The 18,232-nt window shown below is 43.9% G+C and carries 17 protein-coding genes and 3 pseudogenes; 11 read left to right on the top strand and 9 right to left on the bottom strand.

What is annotated here, in order from left to right:
- Positions 1–387 precede the first annotated feature (387 nt).
- From rsxA to F9817_RS09435, 9 genes are all read left to right on the top strand, one after another.
- Positions 388–969, top strand: coding sequence for an electron transport complex subunit RsxA (gene rsxA, locus F9817_RS09475; protein WP_161154964.1), 582 nt, complete (start codon positions 388–390; stop codon positions 967–969).
- A complete protein-coding gene (gene rsxB, locus F9817_RS09470; protein ID WP_161154827.1) occupies positions 969–1,553 on the top strand; it encodes an electron transport complex subunit RsxB in 585 nt (194 codons plus the stop codon). Before rsxA ends, rsxB begins: the two co-directional genes overlap by 1 nt.
- An 8-nt stretch (positions 1,554–1,561) precedes the next feature.
- Entirely contained in the window at positions 1,562–4,369 is a 2,808-nt protein-coding gene (gene rsxC / locus F9817_RS09465) for an electron transport complex subunit RsxC (protein WP_161154825.1), read from the top strand.
- The gene (gene rsxD, locus F9817_RS09460; protein WP_161154823.1) at positions 4,369–5,415 is read left to right on the top strand and encodes an electron transport complex subunit RsxD; all 1,047 of its coding nucleotides are present in this window, start codon (positions 4,369–4,371) and stop codon (positions 5,413–5,415) included. Before rsxC ends, rsxD begins: the two co-directional genes overlap by 1 nt.
- Positions 5,416–5,423: 8 nt before the next feature.
- Positions 5,424–6,056: an electron transport complex subunit RsxG gene (gene rsxG / locus F9817_RS09455; RefSeq protein ID WP_161154821.1), complete on the top strand. Its 633-nt coding sequence runs from the start codon at positions 5,424–5,426 to the stop codon at positions 6,054–6,056.
- Between the two features lies 1 nt (position 6,057).
- On the top strand, positions 6,058–6,753 hold the full coding sequence (locus F9817_RS09450) for an electron transport complex subunit E (RefSeq protein WP_161154819.1): 696 nt from the start codon (positions 6,058–6,060) through the stop codon (positions 6,751–6,753).
- Positions 6,754–6,877: 124 nt separating this feature from the next.
- Positions 6,878–7,519 carry an endonuclease III gene (gene nth / locus F9817_RS09445; protein ID WP_161154817.1) on the top strand — a complete coding sequence of 214 codons (642 nt, stop codon included), beginning with the start codon at positions 6,878–6,880 and terminating at the stop codon, positions 7,517–7,519.
- Between the two features lie 9 nt (positions 7,520–7,528).
- The gene (gene gloA, locus F9817_RS09440) at positions 7,529–7,945 is read left to right on the top strand and encodes a lactoylglutathione lyase (RefSeq protein WP_161154815.1); all 417 of its coding nucleotides are present in this window, start codon (positions 7,529–7,531) and stop codon (positions 7,943–7,945) included.
- Positions 7,946–8,137: 192 nt separating this feature from the next.
- Positions 8,138–8,575, top strand: a complete 438-nt coding sequence (locus F9817_RS09435; RefSeq protein ID WP_161154813.1) for a DUF2753 family protein — start codon at positions 8,138–8,140, stop codon at positions 8,573–8,575.
- Positions 8,576–8,639: 64 nt separating this feature from the next.
- Here F9817_RS09435 and motY read toward each other — a convergent pair.
- Positions 8,640–9,461 (bottom strand): annotated as a pseudogene (gene motY / locus F9817_RS09430) (flagellar protein MotY); the annotation flags it as partial.
- Between the two features lie 406 nt (positions 9,462–9,867).
- On the opposite strand from motY, the gene rnt reads away from it, so the two are divergent.
- Both rnt and F9817_RS09420 read left to right on the top strand, forming a co-directional pair.
- Positions 9,868–10,521 carry a ribonuclease T gene (gene rnt, locus F9817_RS09425; RefSeq protein ID WP_161154809.1) on the top strand — a complete coding sequence of 218 codons (654 nt, stop codon included), beginning with the start codon at positions 9,868–9,870 and terminating at the stop codon, positions 10,519–10,521.
- A gap of 113 nt (positions 10,522–10,634) precedes the next feature.
- Positions 10,635–11,960: a Na+/H+ antiporter family protein gene (locus F9817_RS09420; RefSeq protein WP_161154807.1), complete on the top strand. Its 1,326-nt coding sequence runs from the start codon at positions 10,635–10,637 to the stop codon at positions 11,958–11,960.
- Between the two features lie 141 nt (positions 11,961–12,101).
- On the opposite strand, the gene purF is transcribed toward F9817_RS09420, so the two are convergent.
- The 8 genes and pseudogenes from purF to F9817_RS24495 all read right to left on the bottom strand — a co-directional run bounded on the left by purF (position 12,102) and on the right by F9817_RS24495 (position 18,208).
- On the bottom strand, positions 12,102–13,616 hold the full coding sequence (gene purF / locus F9817_RS09415) for an amidophosphoribosyltransferase (protein WP_161154805.1): 1,515 nt from the start codon (positions 13,614–13,616) through the stop codon (positions 12,102–12,104).
- A 33-nt stretch (positions 13,617–13,649) separates the two neighbouring features.
- Entirely contained in the window at positions 13,650–14,141 is a 492-nt protein-coding gene (locus F9817_RS09410) for a CvpA family protein (RefSeq protein ID WP_161154803.1), read from the bottom strand.
- A gap of 61 nt (positions 14,142–14,202) precedes the next feature.
- Positions 14,203–14,442: pseudogene (locus tag F9817_RS24505) on the bottom strand (SPOR domain-containing protein); the annotation flags it as partial.
- A 116-nt stretch (positions 14,443–14,558) separates the two neighbouring features.
- Positions 14,559–14,778 (bottom strand): annotated as a pseudogene (locus F9817_RS24500) (cell division protein DedD); the annotation flags it as partial.
- The gene (gene folC, locus F9817_RS09400; protein ID WP_161154799.1) at positions 14,779–16,056 is read right to left on the bottom strand and encodes a bifunctional tetrahydrofolate synthase/dihydrofolate synthase; all 1,278 of its coding nucleotides are present in this window, start codon (positions 16,054–16,056) and stop codon (positions 14,779–14,781) included. It lies immediately after the preceding pseudogene.
- 43 nt (positions 16,057–16,099) lie between these two features.
- Positions 16,100–17,026: an acetyl-CoA carboxylase, carboxyltransferase subunit beta gene (accD, locus tag F9817_RS09395; RefSeq protein WP_161154797.1), complete on the bottom strand. Its 927-nt coding sequence runs from the start codon at positions 17,024–17,026 to the stop codon at positions 16,100–16,102.
- 168 nt (positions 17,027–17,194) lie between these two features.
- Positions 17,195–17,992 (bottom strand): tRNA pseudouridine(38-40) synthase TruA, encoded by a 798-nt coding sequence (gene truA, locus F9817_RS09390; RefSeq protein ID WP_161154795.1) that lies wholly within the window; start codon positions 17,990–17,992, stop codon positions 17,195–17,197.
- 102 nt (positions 17,993–18,094) lie between these two features.
- The gene (locus F9817_RS24495; RefSeq protein ID WP_427916704.1) at positions 18,095–18,208 is read right to left on the bottom strand and encodes a FimV/HubP family polar landmark protein; all 114 of its coding nucleotides are present in this window, start codon (positions 18,206–18,208) and stop codon (positions 18,095–18,097) included.
- Between the last annotated feature and the right edge of the window lie 24 nt (positions 18,209–18,232).

Genomic DNA, 18,232 nt, shown 5'->3' with positions numbered 1-18,232 from the left:
GTTTTATTCGTTACTTGGATATAGTGTCTATTGAGTAAAACCACAATTTGACGGTTTTTATTGGCGCCATGTGTTAGACTTTAAGCATGAGAGTAAAACTCACACTCATGTGGGATTGCTTACCCACATCGATTCTTTATAGAAATAAAACCAAACTGCCAAAACCACATATTTAATATGGCTATGAGACTCCTTTGAGTCCTATTCATTGCCAGTACTTTTTTTGTGTTATATCAGTAAGTGTTGTTTTTTCTCAATATCTGCACACTTATCATGGCTTTAATGTGTAGTTTTTACTCAGATACCTAAAACCTTAACTTTCCTTGGTTGTTATTGGCTTCACAAAGCATGATAATGCCGAGATCAAAATATCAATCAAAAATAACTATGACCGAATATGTGTTGTTGTTAATTGGCACTGTACTGGTTAACAACTTTGTACTGGTAAAATTCTTGGGCTTGTGCCCTTTCATGGGCGTGTCGAAAAAGCTGGAAACAGCGATTGGTATGGGGTTGGCAACAACGTTTGTCCTGACCTTAGCTTCAGTGTGTTCATATCTTGTTGAGACATACATCTTACGACCACTGGGTATCGATTACCTACGGACGATGAGCTTTATATTGGTGATTGCAGTTGTCGTGCAATTTACAGAAATGGTGGTCCACAAAACGAGTCCAACGCTTTATCGCTTACTAGGGATCTTTCTCCCACTCATTACCACCAACTGCGCGGTTCTCGGTGTTGCTCTGCTCAATGTGAATGAAAATCATAACTTCGTTGAATCGATTATCTATGGTTTCGGCGCTGCTGTAGGATTTTCTCTGGTACTGATCTTATTCGCGTCGATGCGAGAAAGGATTAACGTTGCCGACGTTCCCGCTCCATTCAAAGGGGCATCTATTGCGATGATTACAGCCGGGTTAATGTCACTTGCCTTTATGGGCTTTACCGGACTGGTGAAACTGTAATGAGTACAATATTAATCGCGGTATTAGCTCTTGCTGTACTTGCCGCCATATTTGGTGCCATTCTCGGTTTTGCTTCTGTACGCTTCAAAGTTGAAGCGGATCCGATTGTCGATCAAATTGATGCCATTTTGCCACAAACTCAATGTGGCCAGTGTGGTTATCCTGGTTGCCGACCTTATGCAGAGGCGATTGCCAATGGTGACAATATCAATAAGTGCCCTCCTGGTGGTCAAGCCACAATTGAAAAACTGGCCGACCTCATGGGCGTGGAAGTTCAAGAATCAGCCCATGAATTAGAAGACGTCAAAAAAGTTGCTTTTATTCATGAAGACATGTGTATCGGCTGTACAAAATGCATTCAAGCCTGCCCCGTTGATGCGATTGTTGGCGGCACGAAAGCGGTCCATACCGTTATCAAAGACGAGTGTACTGGTTGCGATCTTTGTGTCGCTCCGTGTCCAACCGACTGCATCGAAATGATTCCCATTGAAGCGACTCCCGATACTTGGAAGTGGCAGCTTAATGCGATTCCAGTAGTTAATGTTACCGAAACTGAGTCTCACGCTCAGAGCAGTGTGAAGTAAGGGTGGGTATGTTGTCATTAATCGAACAAATTAAATCAGGTAAAATCTGGGATTTTCCCGGAGGCATTCATCCACCTGAGAATAAAAAACAATCGACAAAAACACCGCTAGCAGAAGCTAAAATTCCAGATGAGTTGATCTTGCCACTCAAGCAACATATTGGGCGAGCCGGAGATTTACTTGTCGAACCAGGCATGAAAGTATTGAAAGGTCAACCTCTGACCAGATGCAATACTGCGTTTACAGTACCGGTACACGCGCCGACTTCAGGAATCATTACTGCGATAGAACCTCGCACAGTAGCTCATCCGTCAGGGTTAGCAGAGCCTTGTATTGTTATTCAACCCGATTTTGCAGATCAGTGGACTGAATTATTTCCTCAGCCTAATTACCGCGATCAATCACCACTCGATTTAATTGAACTGGTGCGTAAAGCCGGTATTTCCGGTATGGGTGGCGCAGGATTTCCAACGGCACGAAAAATCGAATCGGGCCAATCCAAAATTGACATATTGATCGTTAATGCTGCTGAGTGCGAACCTTACATTACTGCCGACGACGCTTTAATGCGTGAATACGCAGATGAAATCATCTCTGGTATTCAGATTGTTGAGCATATTTTGGCACCTAAGTTGACCATTATTGGTATTGAGGACAACAAACCTCAAGCGGTGGCCGCATTAGAAAAAGCCGCTCAAGGTTTCGACAATATCGTAATACGTGTCGTCCCAACCAAATACCCGTCAGGCGGTGCGAAACAGCTCATTAAAATTCTAACCAACCTTGAAGTGCCAAGTGGCGGTCGTTCATCGGATATTGGCCAGATGGTCATGAACGTTGGTACGATTCAAGCGATTAAACGCGCAATCTTTGATGGTGAACCGCTCATTCGCCGTGTCGTGACTCTCACCGGAAAAGCATTTAAACGTCCGCAAAATGTTTGGGCATTATTGGGCACACCAATCCAATCGTTGTTAGATGAGTTTGGTTACAAAGAAGATAAAAAGCTACCTCGGTTAATTATGGGTGGCCCTCTCATGGGCTTTACTCTGCCGCATGCTCAAGTGCCAATTACCAAAATTGCAAACTGTATTTTGGCACCGACTCGCCGAGAAATTGCTCCGGCTAAGGAAGAGCTAGCCTGTATTCGCTGTAGTGCTTGTGCCGACGCCTGCCCTGCCTCTCTACTCCCACAGCAGCTTTATTGGCATGCCAAAGCAGAAGAGTATGAGAAATGTGAATCTCTTGACTTAAAAGATTGTATTGAGTGTGGTGCTTGTGCCTATGTATGTCCAAGTGACATTCCATTAGTGCAATACTACCGACAAGCTAAAGCGGAAATTCGGACGCGCCGTATTGAGGCTGAAGCTGCAGAGCGGGCTAAACAGCGCTTTGAAGAGAAAAAAGCACGAATGGAGCGAGACAAAGCAGAAAGAGAAAATCGCTTTAAGAAAGCCGCCGAAAACCGCCGAGCAGAAATGACAAAATCTAGCGGTGGTGATGATGCGGTTGCGGCTGCGATTGCTCGTGTTAAAGCGCAGAAAGCTCAAGCTGCCAATGAACCTCAGGTAAAACCAGCGGTTGCCGCTGCTATTGCAAAAGCAAAAGCTAAACAGGCTGAAGCAATGCAAAATGGTGCCGAGCAACCTGATAACAGTGAAATGGCAAAATTACGTGAAGAGCGTAAACGTCAAGCCAGAGAACGTAAAGCAAAAGCAGCCCAAGAACAACCTGCACAGCAAGAAGAATCTGATTCCAATGGTAAAAAGGACGCGGTTGCCGCTGCCATTGCTCGCGCTAAAGCACGCAAAGCCGCTCAACAAGCTGAATCAACGGATGTGCAGCCAGACTCTGAATCAGTTGAACGTGACGCTGCACAAGATCCGAAAAAAGCTGCTGTGGCTGCCGCTATTGCTCGTGCTAAAGCGCGCAAAGCCGCTCAACAAACTGAACTAACAGATGTGCAGCCAGACTCTGAATCAGTCGAGACCGACACTGCGCAAGATCCGAAAAAAGCCGCTGTGGCTGCCGCGATTGCTCGTGCTAAAGCACGCAAAGCCGCTCAACAAGCTGAAGCAACAGATGTCCAGCCAGACTCTGAATCAGTCGAGACCGATACTGAGCCAGATCCGAAAAAAGCCGCTGTAGCTGCTGCGATTGCTCGTGCTAAAGCGCGCAAAGCCGCTCAACAAGCTGAAGCAACAGATGTCCAGCCAGACTCTGAATCAGTCGAACCTGACGCTGCACAAGATCCGAAAAAAGCCGCTGTAACTGCCGCGATTGCTCGTGCTAAAGCACGCAAAGCCGCTCAACAAGCTGAATCAACGGATGTCCACCCAGACTCTGAATCAGTCGAACCTGACGCTGCACAAGATCCGAAAAAAGCCGCTGTAGCTGCCGCGATTGCTCGCGCTAAAGCGCGCAAAGCCGCTCAACAAGCTGAAGCAACAGATGTGCAGCCAGACTCTGAATCAGTCGAGGACGATACTGAGCCAGATCCGAAAAAAGCCGCTGTGGCTGCCGCGATTGCTCGTGCTAAAGCACGTAAAGCTGCCCGGGAGAATGAGATAGCAGCAGAATCTGCAGAAGACACGACTGATACCGCTGCAGAAGAAAAAACCGCCGCAGTAGCATCCGCTGTGGCTAAAGCTAAGGCACGTAAGGTGGAACAAGAACGTGCATCCATTAAGGAACATGACACGTCTGGACAAGACGATCCCAAAAAAGCCGCCGTTGCTGCTGCAATCGCCCGAGCCAAAGCGCGTAAAGCACAAAAAGAGCAAAATGACATGAATGATTCTGAGGAGAACAACTAGTGGCCTTTTTTATAGCTAGTTCACCACATACTCATGTGAAGCGTAGTACATCAGACATAATGAAATGGGTCGCACTCTGTGCGGTTCCGGGTTTGATTGCACAAACATACTTTTTTGGCTGGGGTACGCTGATTCAATTAGTGTTCGGCATTATCGTTGCGCTCTCAATCGAAGCCGGTGTAATGAAGTTACGTCACCGCCCAATTAAAAGAACGATCGGTGATTACAGCGCACTGGTTACAGCCTGGTTACTTGCCGTTGCCATTCCTCCAATGTCACCTTGGTGGATCATCGTGATCGGCTTGCTATTTGCCATTTTGATCAGTAAGCAACTCTACGGCGGCCTTGGTCAAAATCCATTTAACCCTGCCATGGTTGGCTATGTGGTCCTGCTTATCTCATTCCCAGTGCAAATGACAAGCTGGATGGCTCCATTACCGCTAGCACCAGAAGCCGTTTCTTTTCATGATTCAGCGTCGCTCATTTTCACTGGATATACCATTGATGGGCTGTCACTGCAGCAAATACGTTCAGGAATCGATGGTGCCACAATGGCAACACCATTAGATACCATTAAAACGTTCGTGAAAGCTGGCGAAACGTTGCCACAAATCATGAGTAAACCACAATTTAATGGTATTGCAGGGGTTGGTTGGGAATGGGTCAACCTCGCCTATTTGCTTGGTGGATTAATATTGCTCCGTCTTCGAGTAATCAACTGGCATATTCCAGTGGCGTATTTAGGTGGATTATTGGTAACGGCATTGGTATGCACCTTAGCGACAGGAGGAGCAACCGCTTCTCCTATCATCCATTTATTGTCTGGAGCAACCATGCTTGGCGCCTTCTTTATTGCGACTGACCCAGTGACCGCATCAACAACCAATAAAGGCCGTTTGATTTATGGCGCATTTATTGGCGCTATGGTGGTCATTATTCGTAGCTGGGGTGGATTTCCTGACGGTGTGGCCTTCGCTGTACTACTTGCTAATATGAGTGTGCCACTGATCGATTACTACACTAAACCTCGCGCCTACGGTCACTAAGGATAATTATGTTTAACGCAATACGAAAAAATGGTGCCATTCTTGCCATCTTCGCTTGTATTACGACAGGTATCGTCGCTTTAACGAATTACCTGACCACCGGACAAATTAAAGCGCAAGAAAAGGCACAATTACTTTCTATTTTGAATCAAGTGGTACCGAAACATTTGCATGATAATCCACTAGCGAACACCTGCACTTATGTCACCAATCAAGCGTTATTGGGGACGACAGATGCCATGCCCGCTTATATTGGGACTCTCGATGGAAAACCAAGCGCAGTTGCGATTGAATCTATCGCTCCCGATGGTTACAGCGGAGCTATAAAGATTATTGTCGGTATCAATTACCAAGGCGTGATAACCGGTACTCGTGTATTGTCTCAACAAGAAACCCCCGGACTCGGTGATAAAATAGATATTCGTGTCACCGATTGGATTCTCGGATTCACGGGGAAACAAGTGACAAAAGAGAATTATGACACTTGGAAAGTGCGTAAAGATGGCGGAGAATTTGATCAGTTTACTGGTGCGACGATAACCCCAAGGGCTGTCGTCAAGGCTGTACGTAACACTGTAGAATACGTCAATCAGCATCGTGACGAACTCTACAGCGCAGCGCATCATTGCGAGGTGAAATAATATGAACAGTGAAAACAAACTATTGATGAAAAATGGCATGTGGGACAACAACCCTGCCTTAGTCCAGTTGTTAGGATTGTGTCCTCTACTGGCGGTATCATCAACAATCACGAATGCGTTAGGGCTCGGCCTTGCGACTATGCTCGTTCTAGTCAGTTCGAATGTCGTGGTTTCATTAGTTCGTGACTACGTACCAAAAGATGTGCGTATTCCCGTTTTTGTCATGATCATTGCCTCCTTGGTGACATGCGTACAACTATTAATGAATGCCTATGCTTACGGACTCTACCTATCGTTAGGCATATTCATCCCCTTGATCGTCACCAACTGCATCATTATTGGTCGCGCAGAAGCATTTGCCTCTAAAAATGCTGTTCTGCCATCGGCCTTAGATGGTTTTTGGATGGGGCTAGGTATGACTACAGTGCTAATAGTTTTGGGGTCCCTACGTGAAATTATTGGCAACGGAACGTTATTCGATGGTGCCGATCTGTTATTAGGTGACTGGGCCAAAGTACTCCGCATCGAAGTTTTCCACTTTGATAGCAGTTTCTTACTGGCATTATTACCGCCAGGGGCATTTTTTGGAGTCGGTTTTCTTATTGCCGCTAAAAATGTACTAGATAAAAAAATGGCTCAACGCCACCCTCAAGAAAGTAAACCTGAAATCGAACGCGCTCGCGTTACCAATGCCTAACCAATTTTGGCTATAAAAGCGCTGGCACATGATCGTCGGCGCTTTTAAAATTATTATAAAATCAAAATAATCAAAGGAATGGGCGCTTATAGACTAGCGAACACTCAACACTGGAAGCAGCCAAATGAACAACACCAAAAGAAGAGAAATTCTTGAACGACTGCGGGAAAACAATCCCCATCCACAAACAGAGTTGCATTGGAATTCACCATTCGAACTTCTAATTGCCGTATTATTGTCCGCTCAAGCAACTGATGTGAGCGTGAATAAAGCAACAGATAAATTATATAAAATAGCCAATACTCCACAAACGATACTGGAGTTAGGCGTTGACGGTGTGAAAGAATACATCAAAACAATTGGCTTATTTAACTCAAAGGCAGAAAACGTCATCAAAACCTGCCGTATTTTGATTGATAAGCACAACGGCGAGGTTCCAGAAAACCGCGAAGCGCTTGAAGCATTGCCCGGTGTAGGGCGAAAAACTGCAAATGTCGTGCTCAACACTGCATTTGGTTGGCCGACTATCGCTGTTGACACTCACATTTACCGTGTTTCAAATCGGACTAAGTTTGCGATGGGAAAAACCGTAGATGATGTGGAAGAAAAGCTGCTGAAAGTCGTGCCTAAAGAATTCAAACTGGATGTTCACCACTGGCTAATCCTCCATGGTCGCTACACATGCGTTGCGCGCAAGCCTCGCTGTGGTAGCTGCATTATTGAGGATTTGTGTGAATTTAAAGATAAAGTCTACCCTGAAGAATAGGAGCTCCAAATGTCAAACAATCGCATCCTACATACTATGTTACGCGTTGGTAACCTCGACACCTCGATCGAATTTTATACCAACATCATGGGTATGAAGTTACTCCGCAAAAACGAAAATACCGAATATAAGTATACTCTCGCTTTTCTCGGCTATGGCGAAGAATCAGAAACTGCCGTTATCGAACTGACCTATAACTGGGGAGTTGAAAGCTATGACCTAGGTAACGCTTATGGTCATATTGCGATTGGTGTTGACGATATTTACGCAACTTGTGATGCCATTAAAGCCGCTGGCGGAAAAGTAACCCGTGAAGCAGGCCCTGTTAAAGGTGGCAGCACACACATCGCATTTGTTGAAGACCCAGACGGATACAAAATCGAATTAATTCAAAATTCCCAGGCTAATTCAGGCCTAGAAGGCTAACACGCCAGTATGGCTTAGCCTGAATAGATTCAATGCATAATCAGTAACTTATTGAAAAACCGCTTATTTTGAGCGGTTTTTTTTTATAACTAAAACGGCATGAAAGAAACATTTTAATCTATCAGTAATGGTTTACTTGAAAATAATTATCATTTAATCTTTGAGATATTGAGTCTAATGGAGAGTTAACTCATGACAATTAAAGAGTGGGAAAAACATACGTTACTCGCTGATAATGCGATGCAAGAAACCGATCATATCCGCAGTATTTTACATTACCAGCAAGCGTTAACTCTTAGTGAACGCCTAGCTGATGTAGAAGAAATTGAGCTCGAAGAACGCTTAATGATTTCGGTTATCTCCTGCCATAATATGGCTGATTTTTGGCGTCAGGTGGGTGATGACCAATACGAATTAAAATATCTCGAATTGGCGTCTGAACGGGTATTTACCTTAATCCCTCAATGCCAGAATCGGACCTGTGAAGCATTTATTGATTCACTCGGCTGCTGCAAAAAAGCGCTGGTAGAATTTATGAAACGCCACCCTAATCCTAAATTAGCCCAACTGGTCAAAGATGTAGATAGCGCATCGACGTGCAATTTAATAGCTAAATTCCGTTTGAACTAGCTCAGAACCTAGGATAAAAGGTGGTACTCACCTTTTATCCTGTGACTAATCAAGAAAGCATCGGTTAATAGTACATATCTGTACGGCCCAACGATATCACAACCCGACGGTTTTTCGCTTTACCAATCGGCGACGCATTATCGGCAATAGGACGACGTTTACCGTAACCTTCTACACGGATACGATCTTGCGGCAATCCCAATGACTCAAAATACTTACGTAATGATTCAGCACGTTTATCAGATAAATCTTGGCTAACGTTTTTCGTTTCTGCGGAATCCGTATAAGTCGAAACCAAGACTAAATCGATATTATTGTTGTACTTAATGTAATTAGCTATTTGCGCCAAACGTCTCTGTGATGCTTTATTTAGCTCAACGTTATTGCCCGGATCATAGTGCAAGATAGTGAATGAAATGTCTTCAAAACTGTAGGGTAGTAATTTTGACAGGCAATCACTAAACGCATTGTATTGCGCCTGGAACAACACCGAAGATAGCCCAACTTCAATACGTTTATCACCACTTTGCCAGTCTGAGTAGCTGAATGTAGGATAACGCCCCTGCTCTAATTCACTTAACATAGTCCAAGCAGTTTGCCCACCGACGTAGCCATCAAACTGTTTAAAGAATTTTAGGGTTGTCATGCGCTCAGCACTTTCTCCTGGCCGCCAAGCTGGAGGCATAGAGACTAAACTTACATCTCGTGTTGCCCCCATAGGACGTAACATCTTTAATTCAAAATCTAGATTAATTTTTTTACCCGCATGAGAGGAAAATTCAGCATCACCATAGTTTGGAATGGGGTGCACTAAGCGGCACTCAAGCGGAGTATTCGTTTTGAGTTCCCATTTAGACTGCTCCGGTTTTGCCACATAGTGTTTTTCGAACCCATATGCCGCTAACGACGTCATCATTCCGACGGTCATTAAACCTGACACAACCCATTTATTCATAAAGCTTTTCTCTTAATACAACACGGTAATGATGAGACAACAGTTGCCACTGCGCTCGCTATGACAATAAGGATGCAAAAATCTCGCCAATTCATCGTATCTCACCCAACATGCGTACATTTTTAACCCACACTAGAATCTATTACCTTTGAGAAAGAATTATTAGTGTCATAACCACCAAACCCTAACATTCCAGATTTAATATCTAGTTATATAAATATTTCTAGTATGTTTAGCCAATAAAAAAGCAGAAATTACACTCAAAATAGCCATGCGGATTTTTTTTATCAGCATAATCTGCAATAATGCTGCCCCTGTCACACACACTAGGGTAAACATGAATAATACCGATGAAGCTCTAACCCTGAAAAAACGCTTTCGTGGCTATTTTCCAGTGGTTATCGATGTAGAAACTGCGGGGTTTAATGCCAAAACCGACGCCTTGTTAGAAATCTGTGCTGTTACACTTCGCATGGACGAACATGGCGATCTCCATCCAGCCTCAACCATTCACTTTCATGTTGAACCTTTCGAAGGATCTAATTTGGAGCCAGCCGCTCTTGAATTTAACGGTATCCACGATCCTTTTAGCCCACTGCGTGGGGCAGTAAGTGAAGATTACGCGCTTAAAGAAATCTACAAACAAGTGCGTAAAGAGCAAAAAGATGCCGATTGCAGCCGAGCAATCATCGTGGCACATAACGCAGCATTTGATCACGGTTTTGTTATGGCAGCCAATGAGCGCTGTAAGCTTAAACGGGTACCTTTCCATCCTTTTGCTACCTTTGATACAGCAACCTTAGCTGGCCTTGCCTATGGGCAAACTGTGTTAGCAAAAGCGTGTCGTACCGCAGGAATGGACTTCGATAATAAAGAGGCTCATTCTGCGTTGTATGATACTGAGCAAACTGCACAGCTCTTTTGCGGTATCGTTAATAAATGGAAAGCACTCGGTGGCTGGCCATTAATTAGTGATGATGAAAAAAATTAAATAATTATCTAGTTGAAATGGCTCTGAACATTTTTGTCCTCATTCAATCAGTGGGACTTTAAGTGTATTTGAGTACATTTTGCATAGTTGAAGCACAACTGTTCGAGAATAAAATGAATCCTGTCGTTATTTCTGTCTGTATCATGCTACTTCTAGCATTGATGCGCATCAATGTCGTTGTTGCACTTACTTTTAGTGCCATCGTCGGCGGTTTGGTCTCGGGTATGAGCCTTACCGATGCTGTCGCTGCCTTTGAAAGTGGCTTAGGTGGTGGTGCCACTATTGCTCTAAGTTACGCTATGTTAGGGACCTTTGCTGTCGCTATCTCGCGCTCGGGAATTACTGATTTACTTGCTCAATACGTCATTAAGAAATTACATGGCAAAGAGCACGGCGCTGCAACTATTGGCCTAAAATACTTAGTTCTTGTTGCCCTACTTTTGATGGCAATTTCGTCTCAAAATGTTATTCCTGTTCATATCGCCTTTATCCCAATTTTAATTCCACCATTGCTTGGCGTTTTTGCAAAACTTAAACTCGATCGCCGTTTAATTGCTTGTGTACTCACTTTTGGCTTAATCACACCTTATATGATCCTGCCTATCGGCTTCGGTGGCATTTTCTTAAATAACATTCTGCTCAAAAACCTACACGATAACGGCCTAGCTCACGTAACGGCTGCACAAGTTCCAACAGCAATGCTGTTACCAGGTGCGGGAATGGTATTCGGTCTTTTAGTCGCCGTATTCTTTAGTTACCGTAAACCTCGTGAATATAAAGAAACGCACTATACGTCTACTGAGCAAAAACATATTACGTTAAATAAAAAACATATTGTCGTTGCTATTATCGGTATTATTGCGGCGCTTGCAGTTCAATTAGCAACAGGGTCTATGATTATTGGTGCCCTAGCCGGCTTCATGGTTTTCACCTTTGGTGGTGTTATCGCATGGAAAGAAACTCATGATGTATTCACCCAAGGTGTACATATGATGGCAATGATCGGGTTTATCATGATTGCAGCAGCGGGATTCGCAGCGGTAATGAAACAGTCTGGTGGCGTTGAATCATTAGTTCAGGCATTATCAACGAGTATTGGCGATAACCGTCCTCTAGCTGCGCTATTGATGTTGGTTGTCGGTCTACTTGTAACTATGGGTATTGGTTCATCATTTTCAACCATTCCAATCATCGCAACCATCTACGTACCTCTCGCTCTCGCTTTTGGCTTTTCACCAATGGCGACCATTGCTCTGGTAGGTACTGCAGCAGCATTGGGGGATGCGGGTTCACCAGCTTCCGATTCTACCTTAGGCCCAACGTCGGGTTTAAATATTGATGGCCAGCATGAGCACATATGGGAAACCGTGGTTCCCACTTTTGTTCACTATAATATCCCATTGATCATCTTCGGCTGGATAGCTGCTATGGTTTTATAGTTGTTAAGCTCATCGTTTATACCCAAATGACCTCAAAAGCAGCGTTAATTAACGCTGCTTTTTTATGCTCGTACCACTACAACCGATATAAAAAAGGCTTCCTCGTGGAAGCCCTTTCAAGAAATTAATTCGGTTTACACCTTACGCGCCTTCGTTATGCAACTCTAAGTTTGCTAAATCTTGTTGGATTTCGCGTTGCAGCTTCGCATCATCGTTGCGCATTGACTCAAGATACTCAAGATAGTTTTGATCGATATCTCCTGTGACATACTCACCATTGAAGACTGATGTTTCAAACTGAGTAATATCAGGGTTACCACAACCGACAGCGTCCACTAAATCATCTAACGTTTGGAAGATTAATGCATCTGCGCCAATTTGCTTACAAATCGCTTCGTTGTCACGACCATGCGCTATCAATTCATTAACGCTTGGCATATCGATACCATAAACGTTAGGGAAACGAATTTCTGGAGCCGCAGATACCATATACACTTTATTTGCACCTGCATCACGCGCCATTTCGATGATCTGTTCTGATGTGGTACCGCGTACAATGGAATCATCCACTAATAATACGTTTTTGCCTTTAAACTCAGAACGGATAGCGTTCAATTTACGACGTACCGATTTTTTACGTTGTTGCTGCCCTGGCATAATAAAAGTACGGCCAACATAACGGTTTTTCACAAACCCCTGACGGTATGGAATATTAATGGCTTGGGCAATGCGTAAAGCGATATCATTTGATGTTTCTGGGATAGGAATTACGACATCAATATCAAGATCAGAGTATTCATTTTTAATCCGTTCACCCAATTTATTACCCATTTCAACACGAGCACTGTACACAGAGATCTTGTCGATAAATGAATCAGGACGAGCAAAATAAACGAATTCAAAAATACATGGATTTAGCGTCGGATTATCAGCACATTGTTTCGTGTATAGCTTACCATCAAATGTTGCGTATACCGCTTCGCCTGGAGCAACATCACGAACAAAATCAAAACCGACCGCATCTAATGCTACTGATTCAGAGGCAACCATGTACTCTGTACGACCAGCGACTTCACGTTTACCTAAACAAAGTGGGCGAATACCATGTGGGTCACGGAAAGCAATCAAACCATGACCGATGATCATTGCAACAACAGCGTAAGCACCTTTAATAGTACGGTGAACATTAGCAACAGCACGGAACACGTCATCTTCATTTACGGTGCCACGAACTGTATCAATTTCATGAGCTAATACATTCAATAACACTTCAGAATCTGAAGTCGTATTAACGTGACGACGGTCTTTATCATAAACTCGCTGGCGAACTTCACTTGCGTTAGTCAAGTTACCATTGTGAGCCAGAGTAATACCGAAAGGAGAGTTAACATAGAAAGGCTGAGCTTCTGAAGCGCTTGAGCTACCTGCAGTTGGGTAACGAACATGGCCGATACCGACAGTGCCTTGGAGACGTTGCATATGTCTTGCTTCAAAGACATCTTTCACTAACCCATTCGCCTTACGCAGACGAAAACGATTGCTTTCTATGGTACAAATACCCGCGGCATCTTGGCCACGATGCTGTAATACCGTTAGCGCGTCATAAATAGACTGGTTTACAGGCGTTGTGCCCACGATTCCTACAATACCACACATGTGCTAATCCTCGATTTGCGACGATAACTGGCGCTAATGTGCGCCAGAAAGAAAACTTGATGTTGCTTGCAAGTGTTCGAAAAACGGCGAAATGATTCGACTAAATTCAGGAACCAATTGCGAGTTTTTCCACCACTCTGAGTCCGGAAACGCGGTGAACGCATCTAAAAAAAACAAGGCTGCAGCGACAATAAGTACGCCTCTTAAGGCGCCAAATACAACGCCAAGGATCCGATCCGTACCGGACAAACCTGTTTTTTGCACCAACTGCGATATTACGTAGTTGACGATGGCTCCGACGATAAGTGTAGCGACAAACAATGCAGCTATCGCTGCGCCGTTGCGGAATACCTCATCTTTGATATTGGTAAAGTATACTGCCAATTTTGCGTAATACTGAGAAGCGATATAAAACGCTCCAAACCAAATCACTAACGACAATGCTTCCCTAGCAAAGCCACGTACCAAACTGATCAGCGCAGACAAGCCGATCACACTTAAAATGACAATATCTAACCAATTCATGAATTCTACATCTTAAGTTTGGGCGCATTTTAACAGAAAAATGCGCGACGCAAACGTTTTCTTATGGGTTTAGCGGCTTAAATTTGAGCAATTGACCTTTTGCACCGGTAATTTTCTCTAATTCATCAAGCTGCTGCTCTAACTTACTCTTTGAAACATCAGGCCCTATGATTACCCGAGTAAATCCGTTTTCCTTTTTCGTGTGTGCTTGATAACCACGTTTTTGTAGGTCAGCAACCACCTTCTGAGCGTTATCAGCATTTTTCAACGCCATTAACTGGATGAGCCAGGCACTATCTTTAAACTGAGCATCGTCTGGGTTATTCGCAGATTGAGTAACAACGGTTTTCACCTGATCACTCTTCTTCGGCTGAGATGCATTCACCGATTTGCCTTTATCTACGTTACTCTGTTCGGTGACAGTAACAGGAGATTTAGGAAGTTCGGCTTTATCTTCAACAGGGTCCAATACCTCGAACTGCTCAGAATTACTATCCAGCTCTGGTTTAATAGGGATACTCGCTACATCTTCTTTATAGTGTGTCTTTTGCCCATCAAGGACGTCAGGTAAGACAATAACTCCAACTGCGACTAAAACAATAGTACCTACCAAACGGCTTTGAAACTTGCTCGCCATTTATACTCCTTTAGTTTGCCAATGCTCCAACACTTCACCAACTGTGTGGAATGAACCGGCGACGACTATGACATCCTCGTCCGAAACTTGTGTCAACGCTGCTTCAAAAGCCTGCACTGGTGTTGGATATTCAACTAATGTTTGACTGGTAAATGGCTGTATGTAACTGCAAAGCTCATCTGCAGTCGCGGCACGAGGTCCATGCAAAGAAGCCGGATACCACGAGTCTACTACAGGTGCCAAAATTCCCATCGTTGATTTGATATCTTTATCATGCAGCATACCGACAACTAAATGAACTTTTTGCCCTTTTAAACGTGACTCAAGTTGACTGACAAGGTATCCAGCGGAGTGTGGGTTATGAGCCACATCCAGCAAAATCACGGGTGAACTGTGGATTTGTTGCATTCGACCAGCCAATTGGGCATTTTTTAATCCATTCGTGATATTGATATCGGTAATCTCTAGCCCGGATTTACCTAATGCCATCAACGATGTGGCAGCGTTCGGCAATGGTAACGAAGGTAACGGTAAATCATCGAGATCAAAACTGCCACTATGCCAACGCCAACTTGTATCCGACGTTTTTTCATAATCAAACTGGATGCCAACTTGGTAGAAATCTGCTTTGATATCATCAGCATGAGCCGCAACAGTGGCAGGAGGAGTGGGCTGGCCGCAAATCGCAGGCTTGCCACCGCGGAAAATCCCGGCCTTTTCATAGCCAATGACATTGATGTCATCCCCTAGCCAATCAACATGATCGATAGCCAGGCTAGTGATCACAGAAACATCGTGATCAACGACATTTGTCGCATCTAAGCGCCCACCGAGTCCCACTTCAAGTAATACAACATCCACTTTTTCGGTCTGAAATATTCTTAAGGCAGCCAATGTGCCGTATTCAAAGAAACTGAGTGAAACATCTCCGCGTTGTTCTTCGATATAGGCAAAAGCCGCAGTATGTTTTTCATCTGCAAGCTCTTGGCCGTTTACACGCACACGTTCGTTGTAGCGAATAAGATGAGGGGAATTGTAAACACCTACTTTATAGCCAGCATCAAGTAAAATAGCTTCCATTAAAGCACAGGTGGAGCCTTTGCCATTGGTACCAGCAACGGTGATAACTGTAGGAGCAGGTTTGGTCAGTCTGGCTTTTTCAGCCACTGCAGAGACGCGTTCAAGACCAAGATCGATAGCAGATGTGTGAATATGAGTTAAATAATCAAGCCACACCGTAAGAGGAGATGTGGCTTGTGGAATTAGGTTTTGTTTCATCTAACGTATAACCATGTTTGCGTTGGTTTAGTTAGTGACTACTTTACCCTTTTTTGTCTGCTTCTGGTACAGAATATGATTCATCATTTTGCTCTTCTTCTACTTGATGAGCAAAAGGTGATTCTTGACCAGTCATTTTTGCGAGTAAACCTGACACTCGATCACGCATATCACGACGATCAACGATCATATCGATAGCACCATGCTCAAGCAGGAATTCACTACGTTGGAAACCTTCTGGTAGATCTTCACGTACTGTTTGTTCAATAACTCGACGACCAGCAAATCCAATAAGAGCTTTAGGTTCACCAATATTGATGTCCCCTAGCATCGCTAGACTTGCAGATACACCCCCCATGGTTGGGTCAGTCAAAACAGAAATAAATGGCAAACCTTTTTGCGATAGACGTTCTAAAGCTGCACTGGTTTTCGCCATCTGCATTAGTGACATTAGCGCTTCCTGCATACGAGCACCGCCGCTTGCAGAGAAACAAACTAAACCACAGTTATGTTCAATAGCTTCATTAACTGCCTGAACAAAACGCGCACCTACTACCGAGCCCATCGAGCCGCCCATGAAAGAGAATTCAAAAGCACATGCCACAACTGGCACCGTCATCACTTCGCCTTTCATCGCGATTAAAGCGTCTTTCTCACCGCTTTTCTTCTGTGCTGCTGCGATACGTTCTTTATAACGTTTCTGATCTTTAAATTTCAGTTTATCTTGTGGTTCAAGTTCTGCAGCAATTTCGTAACGATTATCTTCATCCAAGAAGGTTTCTAAGCGACGACGAGCGGTCATACGCATATGGTGATTACACTTAGGACAAACTTCTAGATTTCGTTCTAATTCCGCGTAATACAATACCTGCTCACATGAGGTACATTTCGTCCATACCCCTTCTGGGATATTTGCTTTGCGAGAACTTACGATATGGGTTTTGTCTAAAATCTTTTCGAGCCAACTCATGGAAGACCTTTTTCTTTCTACTCTCCCGCGCCATCGCGAAAGATACAAATCGAATATTAATGCGTGAGGATTAAACCACATAACCGCCTAACTGTGCACAAAAAACTGGTTGTACCTATTTTTCACACAGGGCACACGCATGACTTTGGGGAGTTTATTGCCTAAAACTTAACCGAGTAACTCATCAGGTAAAAATAAAGGTCCAACAGGAACTTTAGGCAAATTAAACTCTTGTGGATAATCCACTTCAACTAAGTAGAGACCTTCAGCTTTTGCTGTTGCACCAGCCAAGTTACGGTCTTTAGCTTGAAGTAACCACTGAATCCATTCGGGTGGTTGCTCACCTCGTCCGACAGCAATTAAGCTGCCAACGATATTACGAACCATGTGGTGTACAAAAGCATTCGCTTTAATATCCACAACAACAAAATGTCCTTTCCTAGTCACATTTAAATGCATCACATTACGCCATGGGCTACGTGACTGACAGTGTGCGGCTCGAAACGATGTGAAATCATTTTCACCTAACAGATATTGTCCTGCTATCTGCATTTTTTCTTCATCTAAATCACCGTGATAATGACTCACGCCCTGATTTAAAATCGCTGGACGATACGCATGATTATAGATGATATAACGATACCTGCGCGCCGTAGCACTGAAACGAGCATGAAACTCTTCAGGCACAGCTTTAGCCCAACGTACCGCAATATTCTTTGGCATATTAGCATTGGCCCCCATCGTCCAAGCTACCATTTTGCGCTCTGCTGAGGTATCAAAGTGGACAACTTGCCCTGTTCCGTGAACACCGGCATCTGTGCGTCCCGCACATTGCACCTCAACAGGGTGATTAGCAATAACGCTAAGCGCTTTTTCCAAATGCTCTTGGACGCTGGGTACTTCTCGTTGTCGTTGCCAACCATAGTACTGAGCACCATCATACTCAATACCTAAAGCAATTCTCATGATGTTCTTCTCATTAAAAATGGGGGCGAGAAGTATAATATCAATTGATAAGAATTTCTAATTTGTACGCATAAAAGGCAGGATTTCCCTGCCTTTTATGTCCTATGCTCGACCATTTAGCTTATCAATAAGCAATTTGGCTTGCTGACGGATATTATCATCACCATCAACAATCGCCTCTTCTAATAGCTTAATTGCACTCTTACTGTCATTCATTTCGACGTACATTTTAGCTAAATC

It is taken from the genome of Vibrio eleionomae, from assembly GCF_009874545.1.
GTDB lineage: Bacteria > Pseudomonadota > Gammaproteobacteria > Enterobacterales > Vibrionaceae > Vibrio > Vibrio nitrifigilis.
This window is presented reverse-complemented; position numbering and strand designations above follow the sequence as displayed.

Coding starts and splice junctions, on each gene's coding strand:
- rsxA (WP_161154964.1), top strand. CDS start 388: ATGACCGAATATGTGTTGTTGTTAATTGGCACTGTACTGGTTAACAAC.
- gloA (WP_161154815.1), top strand. CDS start 7,529: ATGTCAAACAATCGCATCCTACATACTATGTTACGCGTTGGTAACCTC.
- truA (WP_161154795.1), bottom strand. CDS start 17,992: ATGAGAATTGCTTTAGGTATTGAGTATGATGGTGCTCAGTACTATGGT.
- folC (WP_161154799.1), bottom strand. CDS start 16,056: ATGAAACAAAACCTAATTCCACAAGCCACATCTCCTCTTACGGTGTGG.
- F9817_RS09410 (WP_161154803.1), bottom strand. CDS start 14,141: ATGAATTGGTTAGATATTGTCATTTTAAGTGTGATCGGCTTGTCTGCG.
- rnt (WP_161154809.1), top strand. CDS start 9,868: ATGAATAATACCGATGAAGCTCTAACCCTGAAAAAACGCTTTCGTGGC.
- rsxG (WP_161154821.1), top strand. CDS start 5,424: ATGTTTAACGCAATACGAAAAAATGGTGCCATTCTTGCCATCTTCGCT.
- accD (WP_161154797.1), bottom strand. CDS start 17,026: ATGAGTTGGCTCGAAAAGATTTTAGACAAAACCCATATCGTAAGTTCT.
- purF (WP_161154805.1), bottom strand. CDS start 13,616: ATGTGTGGTATTGTAGGAATCGTGGGCACAACGCCTGTAAACCAGTCT.
- nth (WP_161154817.1), top strand. CDS start 6,878: ATGAACAACACCAAAAGAAGAGAAATTCTTGAACGACTGCGGGAAAAC.
- F9817_RS24495 (WP_427916704.1), bottom strand. CDS start 18,208: ATGAATGACAGTAAGAGTGCAATTAAGCTATTAGAAGAGGCGATTGTT.
- F9817_RS09450 (WP_161154819.1), top strand. CDS start 6,058: ATGAACAGTGAAAACAAACTATTGATGAAAAATGGCATGTGGGACAAC.
- rsxC (WP_161154825.1), top strand. CDS start 1,562: ATGTTGTCATTAATCGAACAAATTAAATCAGGTAAAATCTGGGATTTT.
- rsxB (WP_161154827.1), top strand. CDS start 969: ATGAGTACAATATTAATCGCGGTATTAGCTCTTGCTGTACTTGCCGCC.
- F9817_RS09435 (WP_161154813.1), top strand. CDS start 8,138: ATGACAATTAAAGAGTGGGAAAAACATACGTTACTCGCTGATAATGCG.
- F9817_RS09420 (WP_161154807.1), top strand. CDS start 10,635: ATGAATCCTGTCGTTATTTCTGTCTGTATCATGCTACTTCTAGCATTG.